At 66.8% G+C, this 17,812-nt stretch carries 19 protein-coding genes and 1 pseudogene; 15 read left to right on the forward strand and 5 right to left on the reverse strand.

Annotation, left to right across the window (positions count from 1 at the left end; translation table 11 throughout):
• The 10 genes and pseudogenes from B7D75_RS05500 to B7D75_RS05545 all read left to right on the forward strand — a co-directional run bounded on the left by B7D75_RS05500 (position 1) and on the right by B7D75_RS05545 (position 7,428).
• Positions 1-654, forward strand: coding sequence for a hypothetical protein (locus B7D75_RS05500; RefSeq protein WP_033997054.1), 654 nt, complete (start codon positions 1-3; stop codon positions 652-654).
• Between the two features lie 250 nt (positions 655-904).
• Complete coding sequence (locus tag B7D75_RS05505) at positions 905-1,930, forward strand: amino acid ABC transporter substrate-binding protein (protein WP_012074525.1); 1,026 nt, start codon at positions 905-907, stop codon at positions 1,928-1,930.
• Positions 1,931-2,042: 112 nt separating this feature from the next.
• Entirely contained in the window at positions 2,043-2,759 is a 717-nt protein-coding gene (gene pcsA, locus B7D75_RS05510; protein ID WP_023443016.1) for a phosphatidylcholine synthase, read from the forward strand.
• 73 nt (positions 2,760-2,832) lie between these two features.
• Entirely contained in the window at positions 2,833-3,315 is a 483-nt protein-coding gene (locus B7D75_RS05515; protein WP_053813452.1) for a nuclear transport factor 2 family protein, read from the forward strand.
• A 66-nt stretch (positions 3,316-3,381) separates the two neighbouring features.
• The gene (locus B7D75_RS05520) at positions 3,382-4,083 is read left to right on the forward strand and encodes a glutathione S-transferase C-terminal domain-containing protein (RefSeq protein ID WP_012074527.1); all 702 of its coding nucleotides are present in this window, start codon (positions 3,382-3,384) and stop codon (positions 4,081-4,083) included.
• Positions 4,076-4,390: a GIY-YIG nuclease family protein gene (locus tag B7D75_RS05525; protein WP_003152939.1), complete on the forward strand. Its 315-nt coding sequence runs from the start codon at positions 4,076-4,078 to the stop codon at positions 4,388-4,390. The genes B7D75_RS05520 and B7D75_RS05525 overlap by 8 nt, the downstream gene beginning before the upstream one ends.
• 28 nt (positions 4,391-4,418) lie before the next feature.
• Complete coding sequence (locus B7D75_RS05530; protein WP_012074528.1) at positions 4,419-5,108, forward strand: CatB-related O-acetyltransferase; 690 nt, start codon at positions 4,419-4,421, stop codon at positions 5,106-5,108.
• Between the two features lie 122 nt (positions 5,109-5,230).
• Positions 5,231-6,166, forward strand: a complete 936-nt coding sequence (locus B7D75_RS05535; protein WP_012074529.1) for a glutathione S-transferase family protein — start codon at positions 5,231-5,233, stop codon at positions 6,164-6,166.
• Positions 6,123-6,413, forward strand: a pseudogene (locus tag B7D75_RS05540) (VIT1/CCC1 transporter family protein); the annotation flags it as partial. The gene B7D75_RS05535 and the pseudogene B7D75_RS05540, both read left to right, overlap by 44 nt.
• A 103-nt stretch (positions 6,414-6,516) precedes the next feature.
• Positions 6,517-7,428: a hypothetical protein gene (locus B7D75_RS05545; RefSeq protein ID WP_107113815.1), complete on the forward strand. Its 912-nt coding sequence runs from the start codon at positions 6,517-6,519 to the stop codon at positions 7,426-7,428.
• A gap of 42 nt (positions 7,429-7,470) precedes the next feature.
• On the opposite strand, the gene yejK is transcribed toward B7D75_RS05545, so the two are convergent.
• From yejK to B7D75_RS05560, 3 genes are all read right to left on the reverse strand, one after another.
• Positions 7,471-8,475 carry a nucleoid-associated protein YejK gene (gene yejK / locus B7D75_RS05550; RefSeq protein ID WP_003092908.1) on the reverse strand — a complete coding sequence of 335 codons (1,005 nt, stop codon included), beginning with the start codon at positions 8,473-8,475 and terminating at the stop codon, positions 7,471-7,473.
• 92 nt (positions 8,476-8,567) lie between these two features.
• Positions 8,568-9,923 carry a TAXI family TRAP transporter solute-binding subunit gene (locus tag B7D75_RS05555; RefSeq protein ID WP_107113816.1) on the reverse strand — a complete coding sequence of 452 codons (1,356 nt, stop codon included), beginning with the start codon at positions 9,921-9,923 and terminating at the stop codon, positions 8,568-8,570.
• A gap of 73 nt (positions 9,924-9,996) precedes the next feature.
• The gene (locus tag B7D75_RS05560) at positions 9,997-10,467 is read right to left on the reverse strand and encodes an SRPBCC family protein (RefSeq protein WP_012074533.1); all 471 of its coding nucleotides are present in this window, start codon (positions 10,465-10,467) and stop codon (positions 9,997-9,999) included.
• A 103-nt stretch (positions 10,468-10,570) separates the two neighbouring features.
• Here B7D75_RS05560 and B7D75_RS05565 point away from each other — a divergent pair, with 103 nt between their 5' ends.
• Complete coding sequence (locus B7D75_RS05565; RefSeq protein ID WP_012074534.1) at positions 10,571-11,113, forward strand: hydrolase; 543 nt, start codon at positions 10,571-10,573, stop codon at positions 11,111-11,113.
• On the opposite strand, the gene B7D75_RS05570 is transcribed toward B7D75_RS05565, so the two are convergent.
• Positions 11,103-11,999 carry a LysR substrate-binding domain-containing protein gene (locus tag B7D75_RS05570; protein ID WP_012074535.1) on the reverse strand — a complete coding sequence of 299 codons (897 nt, stop codon included), beginning with the start codon at positions 11,997-11,999 and terminating at the stop codon, positions 11,103-11,105. The two genes, B7D75_RS05565 and B7D75_RS05570, sit on opposite strands and share 11 nt — an antisense overlap.
• 123 nt (positions 12,000-12,122) lie before the next feature.
• Between B7D75_RS05570 and B7D75_RS05575 the strand changes: the two genes are divergently transcribed.
• Positions 12,123-12,734: a glutathione S-transferase gene (locus tag B7D75_RS05575; protein WP_107113817.1), complete on the forward strand. Its 612-nt coding sequence runs from the start codon at positions 12,123-12,125 to the stop codon at positions 12,732-12,734.
• Positions 12,735-12,882: 148 nt separating this feature from the next.
• Here B7D75_RS05575 and B7D75_RS05580 read toward each other — a convergent pair whose 3' ends face one another.
• Positions 12,883-13,776, reverse strand: coding sequence for a LysR family transcriptional regulator (locus tag B7D75_RS05580; protein WP_003151833.1), 894 nt, complete (start codon positions 13,774-13,776; stop codon positions 12,883-12,885).
• 144 nt (positions 13,777-13,920) lie between these two features.
• On the opposite strand from B7D75_RS05580, the gene B7D75_RS05585 reads away from it, so the two are divergent.
• From B7D75_RS05585 to B7D75_RS05595, 3 genes are all read left to right on the forward strand, one after another.
• Complete coding sequence (locus B7D75_RS05585) at positions 13,921-15,000, forward strand: 4-oxalomesaconate tautomerase (RefSeq protein WP_107113818.1); 1,080 nt, start codon at positions 13,921-13,923, stop codon at positions 14,998-15,000.
• Positions 15,001-15,060: 60 nt separating this feature from the next.
• The gene (dctA, locus tag B7D75_RS05590) at positions 15,061-16,368 is read left to right on the forward strand and encodes a C4-dicarboxylate transporter DctA (protein ID WP_107113819.1); all 1,308 of its coding nucleotides are present in this window, start codon (positions 15,061-15,063) and stop codon (positions 16,366-16,368) included.
• 126 nt (positions 16,369-16,494) lie between these two features.
• Complete coding sequence (locus B7D75_RS05595) at positions 16,495-17,799, forward strand: CitMHS family transporter (RefSeq protein ID WP_012074539.1); 1,305 nt, start codon at positions 16,495-16,497, stop codon at positions 17,797-17,799.
• The last annotated feature ends 13 nt before the right edge of the window (positions 17,800-17,812 follow it).

Here is a 17,812-nt window from a genome sequence, read left to right on the forward strand (position 1 = left end):
ATGCAGGGGAGCCAGCCTACCCGGCGGAGTGACGTTGCGTCGCATGCCGCTGCCGTCGCCCTGGACTCGGGCAAGTTCCGGGAACTCCTGCTGCGGTATGAATTGCAATGCCTGGACGATGAATGGAAAGGCTGGTCGCGCAAGTACCGCTTCCGTTGCCGGCAAGGCCATGTCTTCGACAGGAGCGCCGATGCGCTTGCCCGCGCCAGGACCGACGCCTGCCCGACCTGTGCGGCGGAGCTGCGCAACCGGCGCCTGTCCGATGCCACCCGTGCGGCGGGAGTAACCTGCCTGGAAGCGGGTTGGCTTGGAAGCAAGGCGGGCCATCGCTGTCGATGCCCGGCCGGGCACCATTGGTTGCGGACGGGCGAGCAGTTGCTTCGGCGGGCGCAATGCCCCCATTGTCATCGCCAGTCCACGCAGGACCACAGGTTGCAGCAGCTCGAGGCCCAGGCTGCCCGCCACGGCGGGGAGTGCCTGGTCGACAGGTTCGCCGGGCTGAACTGGCGCTATTCGTTCCGCTGTCGCCAGGGCCATGAATGGAAAGCCATGGGCGCGGCGGTGTTGCGCGGGTCCTGGTGCCCGGTGTGCGCCAGGGAGCAGCGGCTGCTGAAGGCGAGTGGGACGCGGAAGAGGAAAGCGTCCTCCGCATAACGCCGCGCCACCGTCTTTCGCCGATGCCGCCCCGCCGCCAACTCGGCGCGGCGGGTTGCCGGAGTCCGGACATTCGCCAATTCCCCGCGGATGCGCTTTGCTAAGGGAAGTGCGCCGGGCACACCGTTCGTCGCCCGTCGTCGCCTCGTGGCGGGCAGCCCCTGCCGGTGCCGCGGCGGTTGCGGTTACAGTTCGGTGACGGGCCGGGTACGCAGCTTACGGGACGAGGGGCGAAGGGAGTGGCGAACAGATGACGATAATGAAAGGTACCTGGCTGTTGCTGGCCGCCCTTTGCCTCGGCGCCAGCGCCACGGCCCAGGCCGGGGCGACGCTGGATGCGGTGAAGCGCAAGGGCTACCTGCAGTGCGGCGTCAGCGATGGCCTGGCGGGGTTCTCCTACGCTGACGCCAAGGGCCGCTACCAGGGCCTCGACGTCGATTTCTGCCGGGCGCTGGCCGCCGCGCTGTTCGGCGACGCCGGGAAGGTGCGCTTCACCCCGCTGTCCACCACCGAACGCTTTTCCGCGTTGCAGTCCGGCACGGTCGACCTGCTGTCGCGCAACACGTCCTGGACCAGCGCGCGGGACACCGCGCTGGGCATCCACTTCACCGGCGTCACCTATTTCGACGGCCAGGGCTTCCTGGTCAACCGCCGGCTCGGCGTGTCCAGCGCCCGCGAGCTGAAGGACGCGACGGTGTGCATCCAGTCCGGCACCACCAACGAGCTGAACGTGGCGGATTATTTCCGCGCCCACGGCATCCGCTACAAGGCGGTCCTCGACGACAGCTACGAGAAGAGCGCCCGCGCCCTGGAGGCGGGGCAGTGCGACGTGCTCAGCTCCGACCAGTCGCAGCTCTACGCCCAGCGCCTGAAGCTGGCCAAGCCGGAGCAGTACGTGGTGCTGCCGGAAGTGATCTCCAAGGAGCCGCTCGGCCCGGCCGTGCGCCAGGGCGACGAGGCCTGGTTCAACATCGTCCGCTGGACCCTGTACGGCCTGCTCAATGCCGAGGAACTGGGCGTCACCTCGAGTAACGTCGAGCGCCAGGCCAGGGACAGCCGCAACCCGGACGTCGCCCGCCTGCTCGGCAGCGAGGGTGACGTCGGCAAGGACCTGCAGCTGCCGCGCGACTGGGTGGTGCAGATGGTGCGCCAGGTCGGCAACTACGGCGAGATCTTCGCCCGCAACGTCGGTGACGGCAGCCCGCTGAAGATGCCGCGCGGGCTCAACGCGCAATGGAATCTCGGCGGCCTGCACTATGCGCCGCCGATCCGCTGACCGGCGGGGGCTGGCTGAACTCTCGCCAGCACCGACAATCCGATAACAGACAGACGCACCGGTGCCGGTGCACTATAGAGCGACGTGTCATGCCGAACACCGAACAAGAGAAATGCCCGTGAACCTATCGATGACTCCCATCAACAAAGCCAAGGCCTGGGGCGTCCACGCCGTCACCGCCAGCGGCGTGATCCTGGCCCTGCTGGCCCTGCTCGCGCTGGTCGACAACAAACCCCAGGCCTGCCTGCTCTGGCTCGGCGTGGCGCTGCTGGTGGACGGCCTCGACGGCACCCTGGCGCGCAAGTACGAAGTCAAGGAGATGCTGCCGCACTTCGACGGCTCGGTACTCGATCTGGTGATCGACTACCTGACCTACGTGTTCATCCCGGCGATCTTCATCTACCGCTACATTCCCCTGCCGGAGCACTTCGAGTTGCTGGCGGTGGGGGTGATCCTGGTCTCGTCGCTGTTCTGCTTCTGCAACGTCAACATGAAGAGCACCGACAACTACTTCGTCGGCTTCCCGGCCGCCTGGAACGTGGTGGCGGTGTACTTCTACGTGCTCGACCTGCACCCCTGGGTCAACCTCGCCACCGTGCTGGTGCTGGCCGCCCTGACCCTGACCCGGATGAAGTTCCTCCACCCGTTCCGCGTGCGCCAGTTCATGCCGCTGAACATCGCGGTGACCTTCGTCTGGCTGATCAGCAGCGGCCTGCTGATCGTCCAGCAGCCGGCCGACCTGCCGCTCCTGCTCGGCCTGTGGTTCGCCGCCTCGGCCTATTTCGTCGGCATCTGCCTGTGGCGCAGCGCCCGCGAGTGGTTCGGCTGAACCGGCCTGGGCGGCAACGGCGTTCCCGTGCGGGGACGCCGGATGAACTTCCACTCTCCGCAAGGGAGCCCCCATGGACCATCCCAACGCCGAACTGATCGAGCGCTTCTACCAGGCCTTCCAGCGCCTCGACGGCGAGGCCATGGCGGCTTGCTACGCGCCGCAGGCGACCTTCCACGACCCGGCCTTCGGCGAGCTGCGCGGGCGCGAGGTAGGCGACATGTGGCGCCTGCTGGCCAGCCGGGCCCGGGATTTCCGCCTGGACTACGCGGACGTCCGCGCCGACGGGAACGAGGGGCGCGCGCAATGGGTGGCCCACTACCTGTTCACCCAGACCGGGCGCAGGGTAGAGAACCGCATCGAAGCCCGCTTCCGTTTCGCCGATGGCTTGATCGTCGAGCATCGCGACCATTTCGACCTGTGGCGCTGGAGCCGCCAGGCGCTCGGCCTCACGGGCCTGCTGCTGGGCTGGACGCCGCCGCTGCAGCGGGCGATCCGCCAGCAGGCGCGCAAGGGCCTGGCCGCCTACCAGGCAGCCCATCCGGCGGCCGGCTGAGGCTGGCGGTGGCCGAAGCGCGGATAATCTCCTAAGCTCGCCGCGGACAACCCGCAGGACGCCGCGATGATCACGCTCTTCCAGTTCCCCGCCGCATTCAACGTTCCCAATGCCAGTCCCTACTGCCTGAAGCTGGAAACCTGGTTGCGCCTGGCCGGCCTGGAGTACCAGGTGAAGGTCGTCCGCGATCCGCGCAAGGCACCCAAGGGCAAGCTGCCCTACGTGCGTATCGACGGCGAGGCGATCGGCGACAGCGAAATCATCATCCGTACCCTCGACGAGCGTTACGGGGTCACCCTCGACGCCGGCCTGGACGCCCGCGGCAAGGGCTGGGCACGGGCGATCACGCGTCTGTGCGACGAACACCTGTACTACCTGATGCTGTATTTCCGCTGGTTCGACGAGGACAGCTGGCGGGTGCTCAAGCCGGTGTTCTTCGGCGCGCTGCCGTTCGGCGTGCGCGACGCGGTGGCGGCGCTGATGCGCCGCAGGGTGGGCCATACCCTCAAGGCCCAGGGCCTCGGCGCCCACAGCCGGGACGAACTGCTGGCCTTCGCCCGCGACGACCTCGATGCGCTGGATGGCCTGCTCGGCCAGGTCCCGTACTACGGCGGCGAACATCCGTGCAGCGCCGATGCCGCCGCTTACGGTATCCTCGCCAACCTCATCGAGGCGACCCTGGATACTCCGCTCAGCCATGTGGCGCGCGGCTATCCGCGCCTGGTGGCATATTGCGAGCGGATGCGGGAGCGGGTCTGGAGTGAGTGAGGCGACGGCCGCCACGGTGGCGCTCGGGAAGAGCTGGTCGGTGTACCTGGTAAGGGCGGCAAACGGCGCGCTGTATTGCGGCATCAGCGACGATCCGCTGCGTCGCTTCGATACCCACTGCAGCGGCAAGGGCGCTCGCTTCTTCCATTCCAGCCCGGCACGCGCGCTGGTCTACGTCGAGGCCTGCGCCAGCAAGGGCGACGCCCTGCGCCGCGAGCGGGCGATCAAGGCCCTGAGCAAGCGCGCCAAGGAGCGCCTGTTGGTCGGTGTACCGGTGTTGCGCGAGGTTGGCGAGCCGGCAATCTAGGACGTTCATCTGCGGTCATGGGGTATTCGTGGGTTACCTGAAGAATCATTGGTGGAAACGCTGGATCCGCCGCCGCGGCTGCAAGCTCGCCGGCGGCCCGGCCAGTGTCGGCAAGCGCACCACGCTGGTGCTCGAGGAGCGCGTCGAACTTGGCCACCTGCGCATCGTCCCGCCGAGGCTGGAGATCGGCGCCTACAGCTATGTGCGCAGCGGCACCGACCTGTCTCTGGTGGCGTCCATCGGGCGTTTCTGCTCGATCGGCTCGGACTGCTTCATCGGCCAGGAAAAACACACCCATCCCAGCGACTGGGTGAGCAGCCATCCGTTCCAGCACACCGGCACCGCGCTGCGCTACGAGCCGGCGCCGAGCTACGCGGAGATCGGCCACGACGTCTGGATCGGACACAGCGCGATGGTGATGGAGGGGGTCAAGGTCGGCACCGGGGCGATCATCGCCACGCGTGCCGTGGTGACGCGCGACGTGCCGCCCTACGCCATCGTCGCCGGCACGCCGGCGCAGGTGATCCGCTACCGGCATCCGCCGGAAATCGTCGAGCGCCTGCTCGCCTCGCGCTGGTGGGAGCTGGATACTTCCTTCCTCACCGGCTTGCCGCTGGACCGACCGCAGGATTTCCTCGCCGCCCTGGAGGCGCGCGCGGCGCCGCGCGCGACGTACCGGCGGATGACCATCACCCGGCAAGGCTGCCGGCTGGACTGAGCGGATCCGCCGCGGGGGCGTCATCGCCCTCCGCGATGGGTTGCGCTTCATGTCCCGGATTGTCATAGGCGCGTTTTCCCCGCCGCGCTAAGCTGGTGTTTCACATCCGCCCGGAGGCGCCCATGTCAGAGCTGATCCTGCATCACTATCCCACTTCGCCCTTCGCCGAGAAGGCGCGCCTGCTGCTCGGTTTCAAGCAACTGTCCTGGCGCTCGGTGATGATTCCGCCGGTGATGCCCAAGCCGGACCTGGTGGCGCTGACCGGTGGCTACCGGAAGACCCCGGTGCTGCAGGTCGGCGCCGACGTGTATTGCGATACCGCGTTGATCGCCCGTCGCCTGGAGCAGGAAAAGGCGGTGCCGGCGCTGTTTCCCGAAGGCCGGGAGATGACCGCCGCGAGCTTCGCCCAATGGGCCGATGCGGTGCTGTTCCAGCACGCGGTGAGCCTGGTGTTCGCTCCGGAATCCATCGCCGTGCGCTTCGGCAAGCTGCCGCCGGAATTCCTCAAGGCCTTCATGGCCGACCGCAGCCAGCTGTTCAGCGGCGGCAGCGCCAGCCGCCTGTCGCTGGAGCAGGCGCGCCACCAGTGGCCGGGCTTCATGGCGCGGCTGGAACGCCAGCTGGCGCGCGAGGAGGGCGACTTCCTGTTCGGTGAGCCATCCGTCGCCGACTTCGCCGTGGCACACTGCCTGTGGTTCCTCAAGGGCACGCCGGTCACCGCGCCGCTGGTGGATGACTATCCGCAGGTGCAGGCCTGGTTGGGCCGGGTGCTCGGCTTCGGCCACGGCGCGCCGGCCGAGATGAGCGCGGAGGAAGCCCTGGAGGTGGCCCGCGGCAGCCAGCCCGCGGCATTGCCGGACGAATCCTTCAACGATCCCAACGGCTTCCTGCCCGGCCAGGCGGTGGCCATCGCCGCCACCGACTACGGCGTCGACGCGGTACAGGGCGAGCTGCTCTTCGCCGGCAGCGAAGAACTCATCCTGCGCCGCGAGGATCCGCGTGCCGGCACGGTGCATGTGCACTTCCCGCGCCTGGGCTTCCGCATCGAGGCGCGCTGAGGCATGTCGGCGGGCCCCCCCCCTGCCGCGGCCGGACGCCGATCCGTCGCAGTGCGCGTTGCCCGGGGCGAGGCCGGACCGCGACGCCGGCACCAAGCTGTGCGCCGCAGTGCTCGGCGCCAACGACGGCCTGGTGTCGAACCTGTGCCTGGTAATGGGCGTGGCGGGGGCGAGCATGGTGCATTCGTCCATCGTCCTCACCGGGCTGGCCGGACTGGTGTCCGGCGCCTGCTCGATGGCGCTCGGCGTGGGCCTGGGCTGAAAACCCTTCGCCTGCGGCGCGTGCCGCCTTACACTGCGGAGCCCGGCCGGCGTGGCCGGGAACAGGAAAAACCGACCAGGGAGTGGCCATGAACGCCTACGACATCGAAATCGTCAACGACGCCGCGCATGCCGGCGAAGCCAACCACGGCTGGTGCTTCGGCCTGCCGCCGGGTATCCGTCCTGAGCAGTGGCCGCTGGATCCGGACACCGGCTATCCGCTGATGCACGGCTTCACCCTGCTGCTGCCGGAGGATTACCGGGTGCATGGCCCGGAGATCGTCGCGCTGAGCTTCTTCTCCCTCGCCCCGGACCAGAACGACGGTGGACCGACCAGCGTCGACGGCATTCGCGAGATGCTCATCGATCCGCCCGCGCAACCGCCGGCCGAAGCGGAACTGCGGCCGTTCTGGGAGGCCGGGCGCAATAGCCATCCGCGTTTGCATCGGATGGAGGACATCCTCGGCGGCGCCTATGCGGTGATCCTGCTCGACGCCGCTGAATTCAGCGGCGCGCCCTGCCAGCCGCCGGCGCTGCCGGCGGGCAACCCGCTGTTGGCGCAGACCGAGCCGCCGCAATGGCTGGAGGCGGGCTCGGCGGCCAGCTTCGTGCCGGACTGGGCGGAGGACGACTACTACCTGCTGCGTGCACTCGGCGGCCGCCCGGCGGCCGGCCACCAGCAGCGCTACCCGCTGCGCTGGACGGCGCGGGTGCAGGATCCCAACGCCGGGGTGGTGCCCAGCGAATACGGCGACGGCGGCTACCAGCTGCCGCACTACTGGCTGGACGGCAAGATCGAGCGCGACAACTACCGCGAGCATCCCTGGGTGGAAGGGCACCTGCCGAACCATATCGGCGGCACCATGCGTCCGGTGCAGGGCGTGCCGGAGATGAGTCCCTTCTACGTGGAGTTCGAGGAATACCTGGGCGGCTACAACTTCGGCGGCGGCAACGCCCAGCTCGATTTCCGCGACATGCGCTTCGACTGGGCCTGCGGCTGAGGAGGGAAGGGGAGCGCCGGCGGCGCTCCCGGGCGGCGCGGCTCAGTCCTTGCGCCGCTTGAGCTGGTCCTTCAACTGGGTCGGCAACTGGCGGATGATGAGCATGTCGCGCTCTTCGTCATACTCCACCTTTGAGCCCAGCAGGTGCGCCTCGAAGCTGATCGACAGGCCTTCGGCGCGGCCGGTGAAGCGACGGAACTGGTTGAGGGTGCGCTTGTCCGCCGGGATTTCCGGCGACAGGCCGTAGTCCTTGTTGCGGATGTAGTCGTAGAACGCCCGTGGTTGCTGGTCGTCCATCAGTTCGGAGAGCGCGTCGAGGGTCATCGGCTCGCCGATGCGCGCCTGCGAGGTGGCGTAGTCGACCAGCGTCTCGGTTTTCTCGCGGGCCTGTTCCTCGGCCATGTCCTCGCTTTCGACGAAGTCGCTGAAGGCCTTCAGCAGGGTACGCGTCTCGCTCGGCGAATCGACCCCTTCCTGGCAGCCGATGAAGTCGCGGAAGTAATCGGAGACCTTCTTCCCGCCCTTGCCCTTGATGAACGAGATGTACTGCTTCGACTGCTTGTTGTTGCGCCATTCGGAAATGTTGATCCGCGCGGCCAGGTGCAACTGGCCGAGGTCCAGGTGGCGCGACGGGGTGACTTCCAGCGATTCGTTCACCGCCACGCCTTCGCTGTGGTGCAGCAGGGCGATCGCCAGGTAGTCGGTCATGCCTTGCTGGTAGTGGGCGAACAGGACGTGGCCGCCGGTGGAGAGATTGGACTCCTCCATCAGCTTCTGCAGGTGCTCGACCGCTTCGCGGCTGAAGCCGACGAAGTCGCGGTCACCCTCCAGGTACTCGCCGAGCCAGCCGCTGAACGGGTAGGCCCCGGACTCGCCCTGGAAGAAGCCCCAGGCCTTGTTCTTGGCGTTGTAGCTTTCGTTGAGGTCGGCCAGCAGGTTCTCGATGGCCTGGGAGTCGCCCAGCTCGGCGTCGCGCGCGTGGAGCACGGCCGGGGTGCCGTCGGGCTTCTTCTCGATCAGGTGGACGATGGCGTGATGGATCGGCATGTCAGGTTCGACCTTTCAGGTAATCGGCGGCGCCGCGCAGGTTTCCGCGACGCTGCGGGACACGCTGCTGGCGCGCCCGCGGATCGGCCAGTTTACCCGAGGTTGCCGGCTTCTGCCTGCGTCGCCTGGCGTTCCTGCAGGCCGTGCAGGCGCCTGATCACGAAGTTCAGGTGCAGGTGCAGCTCGTACAGCTCGTGGTAGTAGGAGAGCGGCACCTCCACGGTGTTCAGCTCGCTCTCCAGCTTCTCCAGCCGCTCGATCTCGCTCCTCAGCTGCTCGGCGTCGGTGCCGCTGTCGAGCTTGCGGTCGATGTCGCGGATGTAGCGGTACCAGCGGTAGATGCGTGCGCGGATGCGCCAGCGGTACAGCGGGCCGATGGACTTCATCAGCGGAATGAGAATGGCGATGAACGGAATCAGCAGGATGATGTAGCGGTCCGCCAGGGAGGCGATGCGGAACGGCAGGTAGCGCTGCAGCAGCGGCAGGCCGCTCTTGTAGTAGCGTTCGGCGTCTTCGTGCAGGCGCAGGGTGCGCGGTTCGGCGCTGGGGAAGGCGCCGGGCTTGTCGAGCAGCGTGCCGTCCTTCATCACCTCGCGCGCGGCCTCCAGCACCAGCGGGACCAGCGCCGGGTGGAAGCGCTCGTTGATCACCAGGGTGGCCACCGGCGACAGGGTGCTGATGTTGCGTTCCGGCACGTTGCGCGGCAGGTTGAGCAGGCCCTCGCCGACCTCGACCCGCTTGAGGAACGGCAGGCGCGCCTCGTAGGCGGCGCTGCGGCGGAAATTGGCCAGGCGCAGCTGGTCGCTGTCGGCGAGCCTCTGGATCGCCGGGTTCTCCGCCGGCCCGACGAGGAAGGCGGCGTCCAGCTTGCCGGCCAGCAGATCGTCTGCCACCGCGTTGCCGCCGCGCGCTTCCCAGGTGATCGGATAATGCCCGGGGGCGATATCGTTGGCCTGCAGGATCGCCTCGGTGGCGGCGCGGGTGCCGCTGCCATCGCTGCCGATGGCCAGGCGCAGGTGCAGCAGGTCGCTGATCCGGTCGATGTGCACGTTGCTGCGGTGGAACAGCCAGAGCGGTTCCTGGTAGACCGCGCCGAGGGTCTGCAACCGGCGCACCTGCCTGGCGTCGAGCTGGCGTTCCTGGCCGCTCTGCACCAGGGCGATGTCGACCTCGCCGTCGCCGAGCAGGCGCTCCAGGTTGTCGCGCGAGCCGGCGCTGGGCACCAGCTTCAGTTCGAAGCCCTGCTCCCTGAGCTTCTCCCGGAGCTTGCCGGCGAACACGGCATAGCCGCCGCCCTCGGCGCCGGTAGCCATGGTCGCGCTCATCGGCGGTGGCGGGGCGACGAAATAGAACACCGCGGCGACCAGGGCGGCGATCACCGGGATCAGCCAGAGGTTGGCGCGGATCAGGATGGCGAGGTCCTTGAGCAGGTGCTTGATGCGATTCATGAGCGGTCCTTGTGCTGCTCTCCAGAAGGGCGTGGGGGACGCGGCCAGGCGTCCTCCACAGCGTAGTCGAGGGTCACCGCGGGGCGGCGCGGAACTGCCGGCCGAGCACCCGGTGGCGGTGACGGAAGATGCGGGTGAGGAACCAGCGTACCAGCCCGGCGGCGAACAGCGGGCGCACGGTCAGTTGATCGACCAGCAGGCATTCTCCCGCGCCACCGGGGCTCGGCAGGATGCGTCGCTCGTGGCGCCAGAGACGCATGCCGGTCATCGGCGACTGTTCGATGAAGCCCTGGCCGGGCGTCAGCTCCAGCAGGGTCAGTTGCGAGGTGCCCAGCGGCAGCACGCCGAACAGGCGCATGCGGCTGCGAAACAGCGGCCGCCGCGGCTCCACTTCGAGGTCCGCGAGGCTGCGGACACCGGGCGGTACGCTCATGCTCAACAGCGGGCGCATCTCGCGGAGAATCCCATCCACCGAGGTGATCCATCGCCAGAGCTGTTCCGGGCTGGCCTGCAGGCGCGATTCGAAATGCAGGCTGATGTTCATTGCGGGCTCCTGCTAGGGTTGAGGGAGGGCGCGCTGTCCATGGCGTCCGTGCCGTGCAAGCCTAAGTCAGACGAACCGAGACGTCGAACCGAAGGAGGACGCCATGCTGATCCGCGCCGCAACCTCGACCCTGCTGCTGGTCGACATCCAGGAACGCCTGCTGCCGGCCATCGACCACGGCCCGGCGCTGGTCGAGTACAGCCAGTGGCTGTTGCGCGTGGCCCGCGCGCTGGACGTGCCGGTGCTGGCCAGCGAGCAGTACAGCAAGGGCCTGGGGCCGACGGTGGCGGCCCTGCGCGACGAACTGGACGCCACGCAGATCCTCGAGAAGCTGGACTTTTCGGCCGCCGCCGACGGCGCCCTGCTGCGCGCGCCCGGCGGCGACCGCCGGCAGTTCGTGGTCTGCGGCAGCGAGGCGCACGTCTGCGTGCTGCAGACCGTGCTCGACCTGCTTGGCCGCGGGCGCGAGGTGTTCGTCGTGGAGGAGGCGATCGGCTCGCGGCGGCCGGGCGACAAGGCGCTGGCCGTGGAGCGGATGCGCCAGGCCGGAGCGATGATCGTGTCGCGGGAGATGGTCGCCTTCGAATGGATGGAACGCGCCGGCAGCGAGCGCTTCCGCGAGATCAGCCGCAACTTCATTCGCTGAGCGGCGGCTGCTCGGCCTGGTAGCGCCGGGCCTCCTCACGCAGCCAGTCGGCGAAGGCCTGGTGACGCTCGCTCGGCGCCTCGCGCTGCGGCCAGACCAGCCAGTAGGGATAGGGGTAGGGCACGCGGATCTCGCCCAGTTGCACCAGGCGGCCCTCGGCGAGGGCGCCGGCGACCAGGCTGCGCCGCTCCAGGGCGATGCCCTGGCCCAGGCGCACGGCCTCCAGCAACAGGTTCGAATCGTTGATCAGCAACCCGTGCTGCGGTTCCGCCACGCCGGCGCGCTGGCACCAGAGCGCCCAGGATTCGGTGGAGCGCAGGGTCGGGCAGGCGACGATCTCGCTCGGCGTGCGTGGCAGGCGGCCGCCGTTGAAAGCGGGCGCGGCGACCATCAGCAGTTCGTCGTCGAACAGCCGTTCACAGCCGACCCCTTCCCAATCACCCTTGCCGATCCGCACCCCAAGGTCCGCCAGGCCCTGGCGCAGGTTCTGCACGTCGAGGCTGGCGATCAGTCGCACCCGGCACTGCGGATGGCGCTGGCGGAAACGCGGCAGGCGCGGCAGCAGCCAGTTCAGGCCGAAGGACGGCATCACCGTGACCACCAGCTCACCCTCCCGCGGACGCGCCCGCACCACCCGCGTGGCGTCGGCGATCTCGCCCAGCGAGGCGCGTACCTGCAGGGCGTAGAACCGGCCGTTCTCGCTCAGGCGCAGGCCGCGCCCCTCGCGGACGAACAGGGCCAGGCCGAGGAGGTTTTCCAGCAGCTTGATCTGCTGGCTGATCGCCGAGTGAGTGACGTGCAGCTCGCTGGCGGCCTGGCTGATGCTGCCGAGCCGGGCGACCGCTTCGAAGCTGCGCAGCGCAGTGAGGGGAGGAAGGTCGCTCATGTAAGTTTTTCTAAAGGATTCGCTGAATTTATCTCGATATTTTTCGCGCTGTGCAACGACTAGAGTGATTTTTCCAGGCGCTGCCCTCTTAGCGGCGCTTAATCATCGACAAAGGATGCCGCGATGCAACTGATCGGTATGCTGGATTCGCCTTTCGTCCGCCGGGTCGCCATCGCCCTGCGCCTGCTGGACCTGCCCTACGAACATCGGCCGCTGTCGGTATTTCGCAATTTCGAGGCGTTCAGCCTGTTCAACCCGATGGTCAAGGCGCCCAGCCTGGTGCTCGACGACGGCACCGTGCTGATGGATTCCAGCCTGATCCTCGATTACCTGGAGTGCCTGGCCGGCCCGGAACGCAGCCTGCTGCCGCAACGGCCGGAGGTCCGTGCACGAGCGCTGAGCCTGATCGGCGCGGCGCTGGTGGCCTGCGAGAAATCGGTGCAGATCTACTACGAACTGAACCTGCGCCCCGAGGAGCGCCGCCACGGCCCCTGGCTGGAGCGGGTGGAAGGGCAGTTGCTGGCGGCCTTCGACTGGCTGGAGGCGGCGCTGCGCCAGGAACCGCTGGCGCGCGACGGCGGCCTCGACCTGGTCGGGGTGACCGTCGCGGTGGCCTGGCGCTTCAGCCAACTGGTGGTCGCCGAGCGGGACGTCGCCGGCGAATACCCGGAACTGGCGGGCTATTCGGATTATGCGGAGGGGTTGCCGGTGTTCCTGGAGACGCCGCCGGTCTGAACCACCGGGCGTGAAGGGTGGCAACTGGTGTCGATACATGAGCTGGTCGACATGGTCGAAGCGCTGTTGTGGTTGTCCGCGGCAGAGTTCGTGCGGGGCTGGCTCCGCCGACGATTGGCTATGGGCGTTTTCGAGATGTGGAGAGGCATCAGTCGCCGGACCATTTTTCCAGGAGAATCGAAACGAACTTTTCCGCGGCGGGCGAGAGCGAAGCACCACGGCGGTAGACCATCCCGAGGGTGCGTGTGACCTGCGGTTCGATCAGCGGGATGCTGACCAGGGTCGGGTGGTCATCCGCTGGCATGGCCAGGCTGGGCATCGCCGAGACGCCCAACCCAGCTTCGACCATGCCCAGTGAGGTGGACAGGTGCTGGACCTCGTAGAACCATTTGGGGCGCCAACTGAGGCCGGAGAGCGCGTGGTCGAGCAGCATGCGATTGCCGCTGAGCCGGCCTACGCCGATCAGGCGATAGTCGGCCAGTTCGGTCCAGGTCACCGAGGCGCGCCCGGCCAGCTCGTGGTCCCGTCGGCAGGCCAGCACGAAGTGTTCCTGGACCAGGGGGACGAATTCGATGTCAGGGTGCTGGCCGCTCATCATGTTGATGCCGAAGTCGGCCTCGCCGCGCAATACGGACTCGAGTCCATCGTTGGCGCTCAGATCCAGCAGGCGGATGCGGATTTTCGGGTATTGCTCGTTGTAGAGGCGGATCACGGACGGCAGGAAGTAGAAGGCCGCCGTGGGGATGCAGGCAAGGGTGACCTGCCCCGTCTGGCGCTCCGCGAGTTCACGAATGCTGAGGATCGAGTCTTCGAAGTCGTCGAGCAGGCGGCGAGCCTTGGGCAGAAAGTCACGGCCGACGCTGGTCAGACTGACGCGCCGGGTAGTGCGATCGAGGAGAGGCGTGCCTAGCCCTTCTTCGAGTTTCTTCATCCTCCGACTCAGGGCTGGTTGGGACAGGTGAAGCGCGTCGGCAGCTTCATGAAAGCTGCCGAGTTCTGCGATTTTCACGAAAGATTTAAGATCTTGCAGCTCATATTCCATGATTCTTCTCTCGATCCCAGATAATTATTGATTTGTTAAACGCAATAATCTGGCTGATATTTGCATTGGATTGATTTATACGCCTCTGTCACTCTTGTTTCAAACACATCAATCATGCCAATTGATCAACAAGAGTCAGTGGAAATGCAACGAATCCCTTGTGTCCTGATGCGCGGCGGTACTTCCAAAGGCCCGTTCTTCCATGCCCGGGACCTGCCTGCCAATATCGCTGAGCGTGACGAGTTGTTGATCGACCTGATGGGCTCGGGCCACGAGCTGGAAATCGACGGAATCGGTGGTGGCAGTCCGCAAACCAGCAAGGTAGCCATCGTCAGCCCGTCGCCGCACCCCGAGGCCGATGTCGATTACCTGTTCGTCCAGGTGATGGTCGGCCAGCGCCGGGTCGACACCGCGCCCAACTGCGGCAACATGCTTTGCGCCGTGGGGCCGTTCGCCATCGAGCAAGGCCTGGTCGAGGCCCAGGCTGGCAAGACGCTGGTGCGTATCCGTAATCTCAATACCAACACCTTCGTCGATGCGCTGGTCGAGACCCCTGGAGGGGTGGTTCGCTACGAAGGCCGCACGGCGATCGATGGCGTGCCAGGCACGGCCGCCCCTGTGCTGCTGACCTTCCTTGATGCGGTAGGCAGCAAGACGGGCAGGCTGTTCCCCACCGGCGGCGCGCTGGACGTGATCGACGGGGTGGCGATCACGTGCATCGACATGGCTATGCCGATGATGATCGTCGAGGCTCGCCAGTTGGGCGTCTCAGGCTCGGAAACCCCGGCCTGGCTGGATGCCGACACCCGCCTGTTGCAGCGCCTGGAGGCACTGCGCCTGCGGGCGGGCAGGGCAATGGGGCTAGGCGATGTCAGTGGCATGGTCATTCCCAAGCCGGTGCTGATTTCCCCTCCGCAGCACGGCGGTACCCTCCAGGTGCGCTACTTCATGCCGCACAACTGTCATCGTGCGTTGGCCATTACCGGGGCCATCGGCCTGGCGACCGCCTGCGTCAGCCCGGGAAGCGTGGCCATGCGCATGATCGGCGATAGGGCCTGGGACCTGACAGAGGTTCGCCTGGAACATCCCTGTGGCGTGATCGACGTGGCACTTTCACGCAGCGGCACGGAAGGACAGACGATCCAGGCTTCGGTCGTGCGTACCGCGCGGCGCCTTTTCTCGGGCTTCGTCTATGTATCGAGCCAGCGCAAGCTGGCTGGCTGAAGCACAGGCTGTGTAATCCCCAAAGCGCATCCGAACAATTTCAACAATGGGTGATGCCTCATGAAACTCGTCAAGTCGTTGTACTTCCAGATTCTCTGCGCCGTCGTGCTGGGTGTGCTGATCGGTCATGTATGGGCGGACCAGGCGGTCGCGTTGAAGCCGCTGGGCGACGCCTTCATCAAGCTGGTCAAGATGATGATCGCGCCCGTGGTGTTCTGCACCATCGTCACCGGCATCGCCGGCATGACCGACAAACGCTCCCTGGGATGCCTGATGGGCAAGACGCTGCTGCTGTTCCTGGTGCTGACCGTGATCAGCCTGGCGATCGGCCTGGCGGCGGTCTCCCTGTTCCGTCCGGGGGACGGCATGAATATCGACCCTTCCACCCTCAGTACCGAGGGACTTGGCCAGTACGCGGCCTCGGCGGCCAGGCTGAGCGTGGTCGACTTTTTCATGCACATCATTCCCGTGACCTTTGTCGGTGCGTTCGACAAGGGCGAGGTGCTGCCGGTGCTGTTCATCGCGGCGCTGTCGGGATTCGCCCTGTCGTCGCTGGGCGAAAGGGGGCGGCCGCTACTGGTGGTAATCGAGTCTGCTTCGCAGATGGTTTTCCGTATCTTCGGCTACCTGATGCGTTTCGCCCCGGTCGGCGCCTTCGGCGCCCTGGCCTTTACCGTCGGCCAGTACGGCATCAGCTCGCTGGGAGCGCTGGCCAAGCTGATCGGTACCCTGTACATCGCCTGCGCCTTCTTCGTGCTGGTGGTGCTGGGCGGTATCTGCCGGGCCCACGGCTTCAGCCTGTGGAAGCTGCTGCGCTACCTGCGCGAGGAATTCCTGGTGGTGCTGGGCACATCCTCCACCGAGCCGGTGTTGCCACGAATGCTGGAAAAACTCGAGGCGCTGGGCTGCAGAAAGGGCGTCGTAGGGTTGGTGCTGCCTACGGGTTATTCCTTCAACCTCGACGGCACGGCCATCTACCTGTCGCTGGCCGCCGTCTTCATCGCCCAGGCCTGCGACATCGACCTGACGCTGGGTCAGACCATCACCATGCTCGCCATCATGCTGCTCTCGTCCAAGGGGGCGGCCGGGGTGACCGGCAGCGGTTTCGTCGCCCTGGCTTCGACCTTGACGGTCATCCACGACATTCCGCTGGCGGGGCTGGCGCTGCTGATCGGCATCGATCGCTTCATGTCCGAAGCCCGGGCTCTGACCAGCCTGGCGAGCAACGCGGTAGCCACCGTGGTGATTTCCCTGTCGGAAAATGCCTGCGAACGGGAAACCCTGGTGCGCGTCCTGGATGGTTCTGCACCGATGGTGTCGAACCGCCTCGAGGCAGACTGGTCGAGCGAACCTCAGCGCAACGCCTGAGCACGTTCCCAGCCTATCCATAGTCGACTTACGATCCCGCCCGCTGCCTTTTCGAGGCCGGTCGGGGCTGGGGGCCGTCTGCCCGGCGGGCGGCCGCAGGAACAATAAGAACAAGAGATGCAAACCATGCTCGCACTTCTGGGCCTGCTCATGGTGGTGACCTTCACCTGCCTGATCATGAGCAAACGCTTGTCGCCGATCGTTGCCCTGACCTTGGTGCCGATCGTCTTCGCCGTGATCGGCGGCTTCGCCCCCGACCTCGGCAAGTTGATGCTCGACGGGCTGAAAATGGTCGCCCCGTCGGCCGCGCTGTTGCTGTTCGCCATCCTGTTCTTCGGCCTGATGATCGACGCCGGCCTGTTCGACCCGTTGATCCGCAAGATACTCAGGCGCGTCAACGGCGATCCCATGAAGATCGCCGTCGGCACCGCGTTGTTGTCCTTGCTGGTGGCGCTCGACGGAGACGGTACCACCACCTACATGATCACCTGCGCCGCCATGCTGCCGCTGTACAGGCGCATCGGCATGGACCCGATGATCCTGGCCACGCTGTCGATGCTGTCGCTGAGCATCATGAGCGGACTCAGCCCCTGGGGCGGGCCTGCGACCCGCGCCATCGCCGCCCTTGGCCTGGATGCCTCGGAATACTTCATACCCATGCTGCCGACCATGGTCGGCGGCGCCGCCTGGGTTGTATTCAGCGCGTTCCTGCTTGGCCGCTCCGAACGCAGGCGCATCGGCAACGTCAGGCTCGAATCCGGTGGTGGCGATTGCTACATCGAGGCGATCCTGGAGGCCACTCCACACAAGCGTCCGCGCCTGGCCTACATGAACCTGGCGTTGGTCATCGCGGTGATGGCCGCGCTGGTCCTGGGGGCGATGCACGCCGCGATCCTGTTCATGATCGGTTTCGTCGCCGCGCTGATGATCAACTACCCGGCGCTGGAGCAACAGAAGCAGCGCATCCAGGCTCACTCCGGCAACGCCATGACGGTGGTGTTGCTGGTATTCGCCGCCGGCATCTTCGCCGGCATCTTTTCCGGCACCCGGATGGTCGATGCGCTGGCCCAGGCGCTGGTCGGCTGGATTCCCGACGCCTGGGGGCACTGGTTCCCGCTGGTGGTGGCGCTGACCAGCATGCCGCTGACCTTCGTGCTCTCCAACGATGCCTACTACTTCGGCGTGGTGCCGATCCTGGCCAACGCGGCCGCCGCCTATGGCATCGATCCGGTGGAAATCGCCCGCGCCTCGGTGCTGGGCCAGCCGGTACACCTGATGAGTCCGCTGGTGGCCTCGACCTTGCTGCTGATGGGGATGGTCGATCGTGACATCGGCGATTTCCAGCGAGCGACGGTCAAGTGGGCGGTGCTGACCTCGCTGGTCATCACCGCGCTGGCTCTGGCCACCGGCGCGCTGTCCTTTTTCGTCTGAGCGAAGCCCGGCG

It is taken from the genome of Pseudomonas paraeruginosa (assembly GCF_003025345.2).
Taxonomy (GTDB): Bacteria; Pseudomonadota; Gammaproteobacteria; order Pseudomonadales; family Pseudomonadaceae; genus Pseudomonas; species Pseudomonas paraeruginosa.

Bases quoted from the DNA above. Each gene is read 5' to 3' on its own strand.
- B7D75_RS05500 (WP_033997054.1), top strand. From the start codon at position 1: ATGCAGGGGAGCCAGCCTACCCGGCGGAGTGACGTTGCGTCGCATGCC.
- B7D75_RS05505 (WP_012074525.1), top strand. From the start codon at position 905: ATGACGATAATGAAAGGTACCTGGCTGTTGCTGGCCGCCCTTTGCCTC.
- pcsA (WP_023443016.1), top strand. From the start codon at position 2,043: ATGCCCGTGAACCTATCGATGACTCCCATCAACAAAGCCAAGGCCTGG.
- B7D75_RS05515 (WP_053813452.1), top strand. From the start codon at position 2,833: ATGGACCATCCCAACGCCGAACTGATCGAGCGCTTCTACCAGGCCTTC.
- B7D75_RS05520 (WP_012074527.1), top strand. From the start codon at position 3,382: ATGATCACGCTCTTCCAGTTCCCCGCCGCATTCAACGTTCCCAATGCC.
- B7D75_RS05535 (WP_012074529.1), top strand. From the start codon at position 5,231: ATGTCAGAGCTGATCCTGCATCACTATCCCACTTCGCCCTTCGCCGAG.
- B7D75_RS05545 (WP_107113815.1), top strand. From the start codon at position 6,517: ATGAACGCCTACGACATCGAAATCGTCAACGACGCCGCGCATGCCGGC.
- yejK (WP_003092908.1), bottom strand. From the start codon at position 8,475: ATGCCGATCCATCACGCCATCGTCCACCTGATCGAGAAGAAGCCCGAC.
- B7D75_RS05555 (WP_107113816.1), bottom strand. From the start codon at position 9,923: ATGAATCGCATCAAGCACCTGCTCAAGGACCTCGCCATCCTGATCCGC.
- B7D75_RS05560 (WP_012074533.1), bottom strand. From the start codon at position 10,467: ATGAACATCAGCCTGCATTTCGAATCGCGCCTGCAGGCCAGCCCGGAA.
- B7D75_RS05565 (WP_012074534.1), top strand. From the start codon at position 10,571: ATGCTGATCCGCGCCGCAACCTCGACCCTGCTGCTGGTCGACATCCAG.
- B7D75_RS05570 (WP_012074535.1), bottom strand. From the start codon at position 11,999: ATGAGCGACCTTCCTCCCCTCACTGCGCTGCGCAGCTTCGAAGCGGTC.
- B7D75_RS05575 (WP_107113817.1), top strand. From the start codon at position 12,123: ATGCAACTGATCGGTATGCTGGATTCGCCTTTCGTCCGCCGGGTCGCC.
- B7D75_RS05580 (WP_003151833.1), bottom strand. From the start codon at position 13,776: ATGGAATATGAGCTGCAAGATCTTAAATCTTTCGTGAAAATCGCAGAA.
- B7D75_RS05585 (WP_107113818.1), top strand. From the start codon at position 13,921: ATGCAACGAATCCCTTGTGTCCTGATGCGCGGCGGTACTTCCAAAGGC.
- dctA (WP_107113819.1), top strand. From the start codon at position 15,061: ATGAAACTCGTCAAGTCGTTGTACTTCCAGATTCTCTGCGCCGTCGTG.
- B7D75_RS05595 (WP_012074539.1), top strand. From the start codon at position 16,495: ATGCTCGCACTTCTGGGCCTGCTCATGGTGGTGACCTTCACCTGCCTG.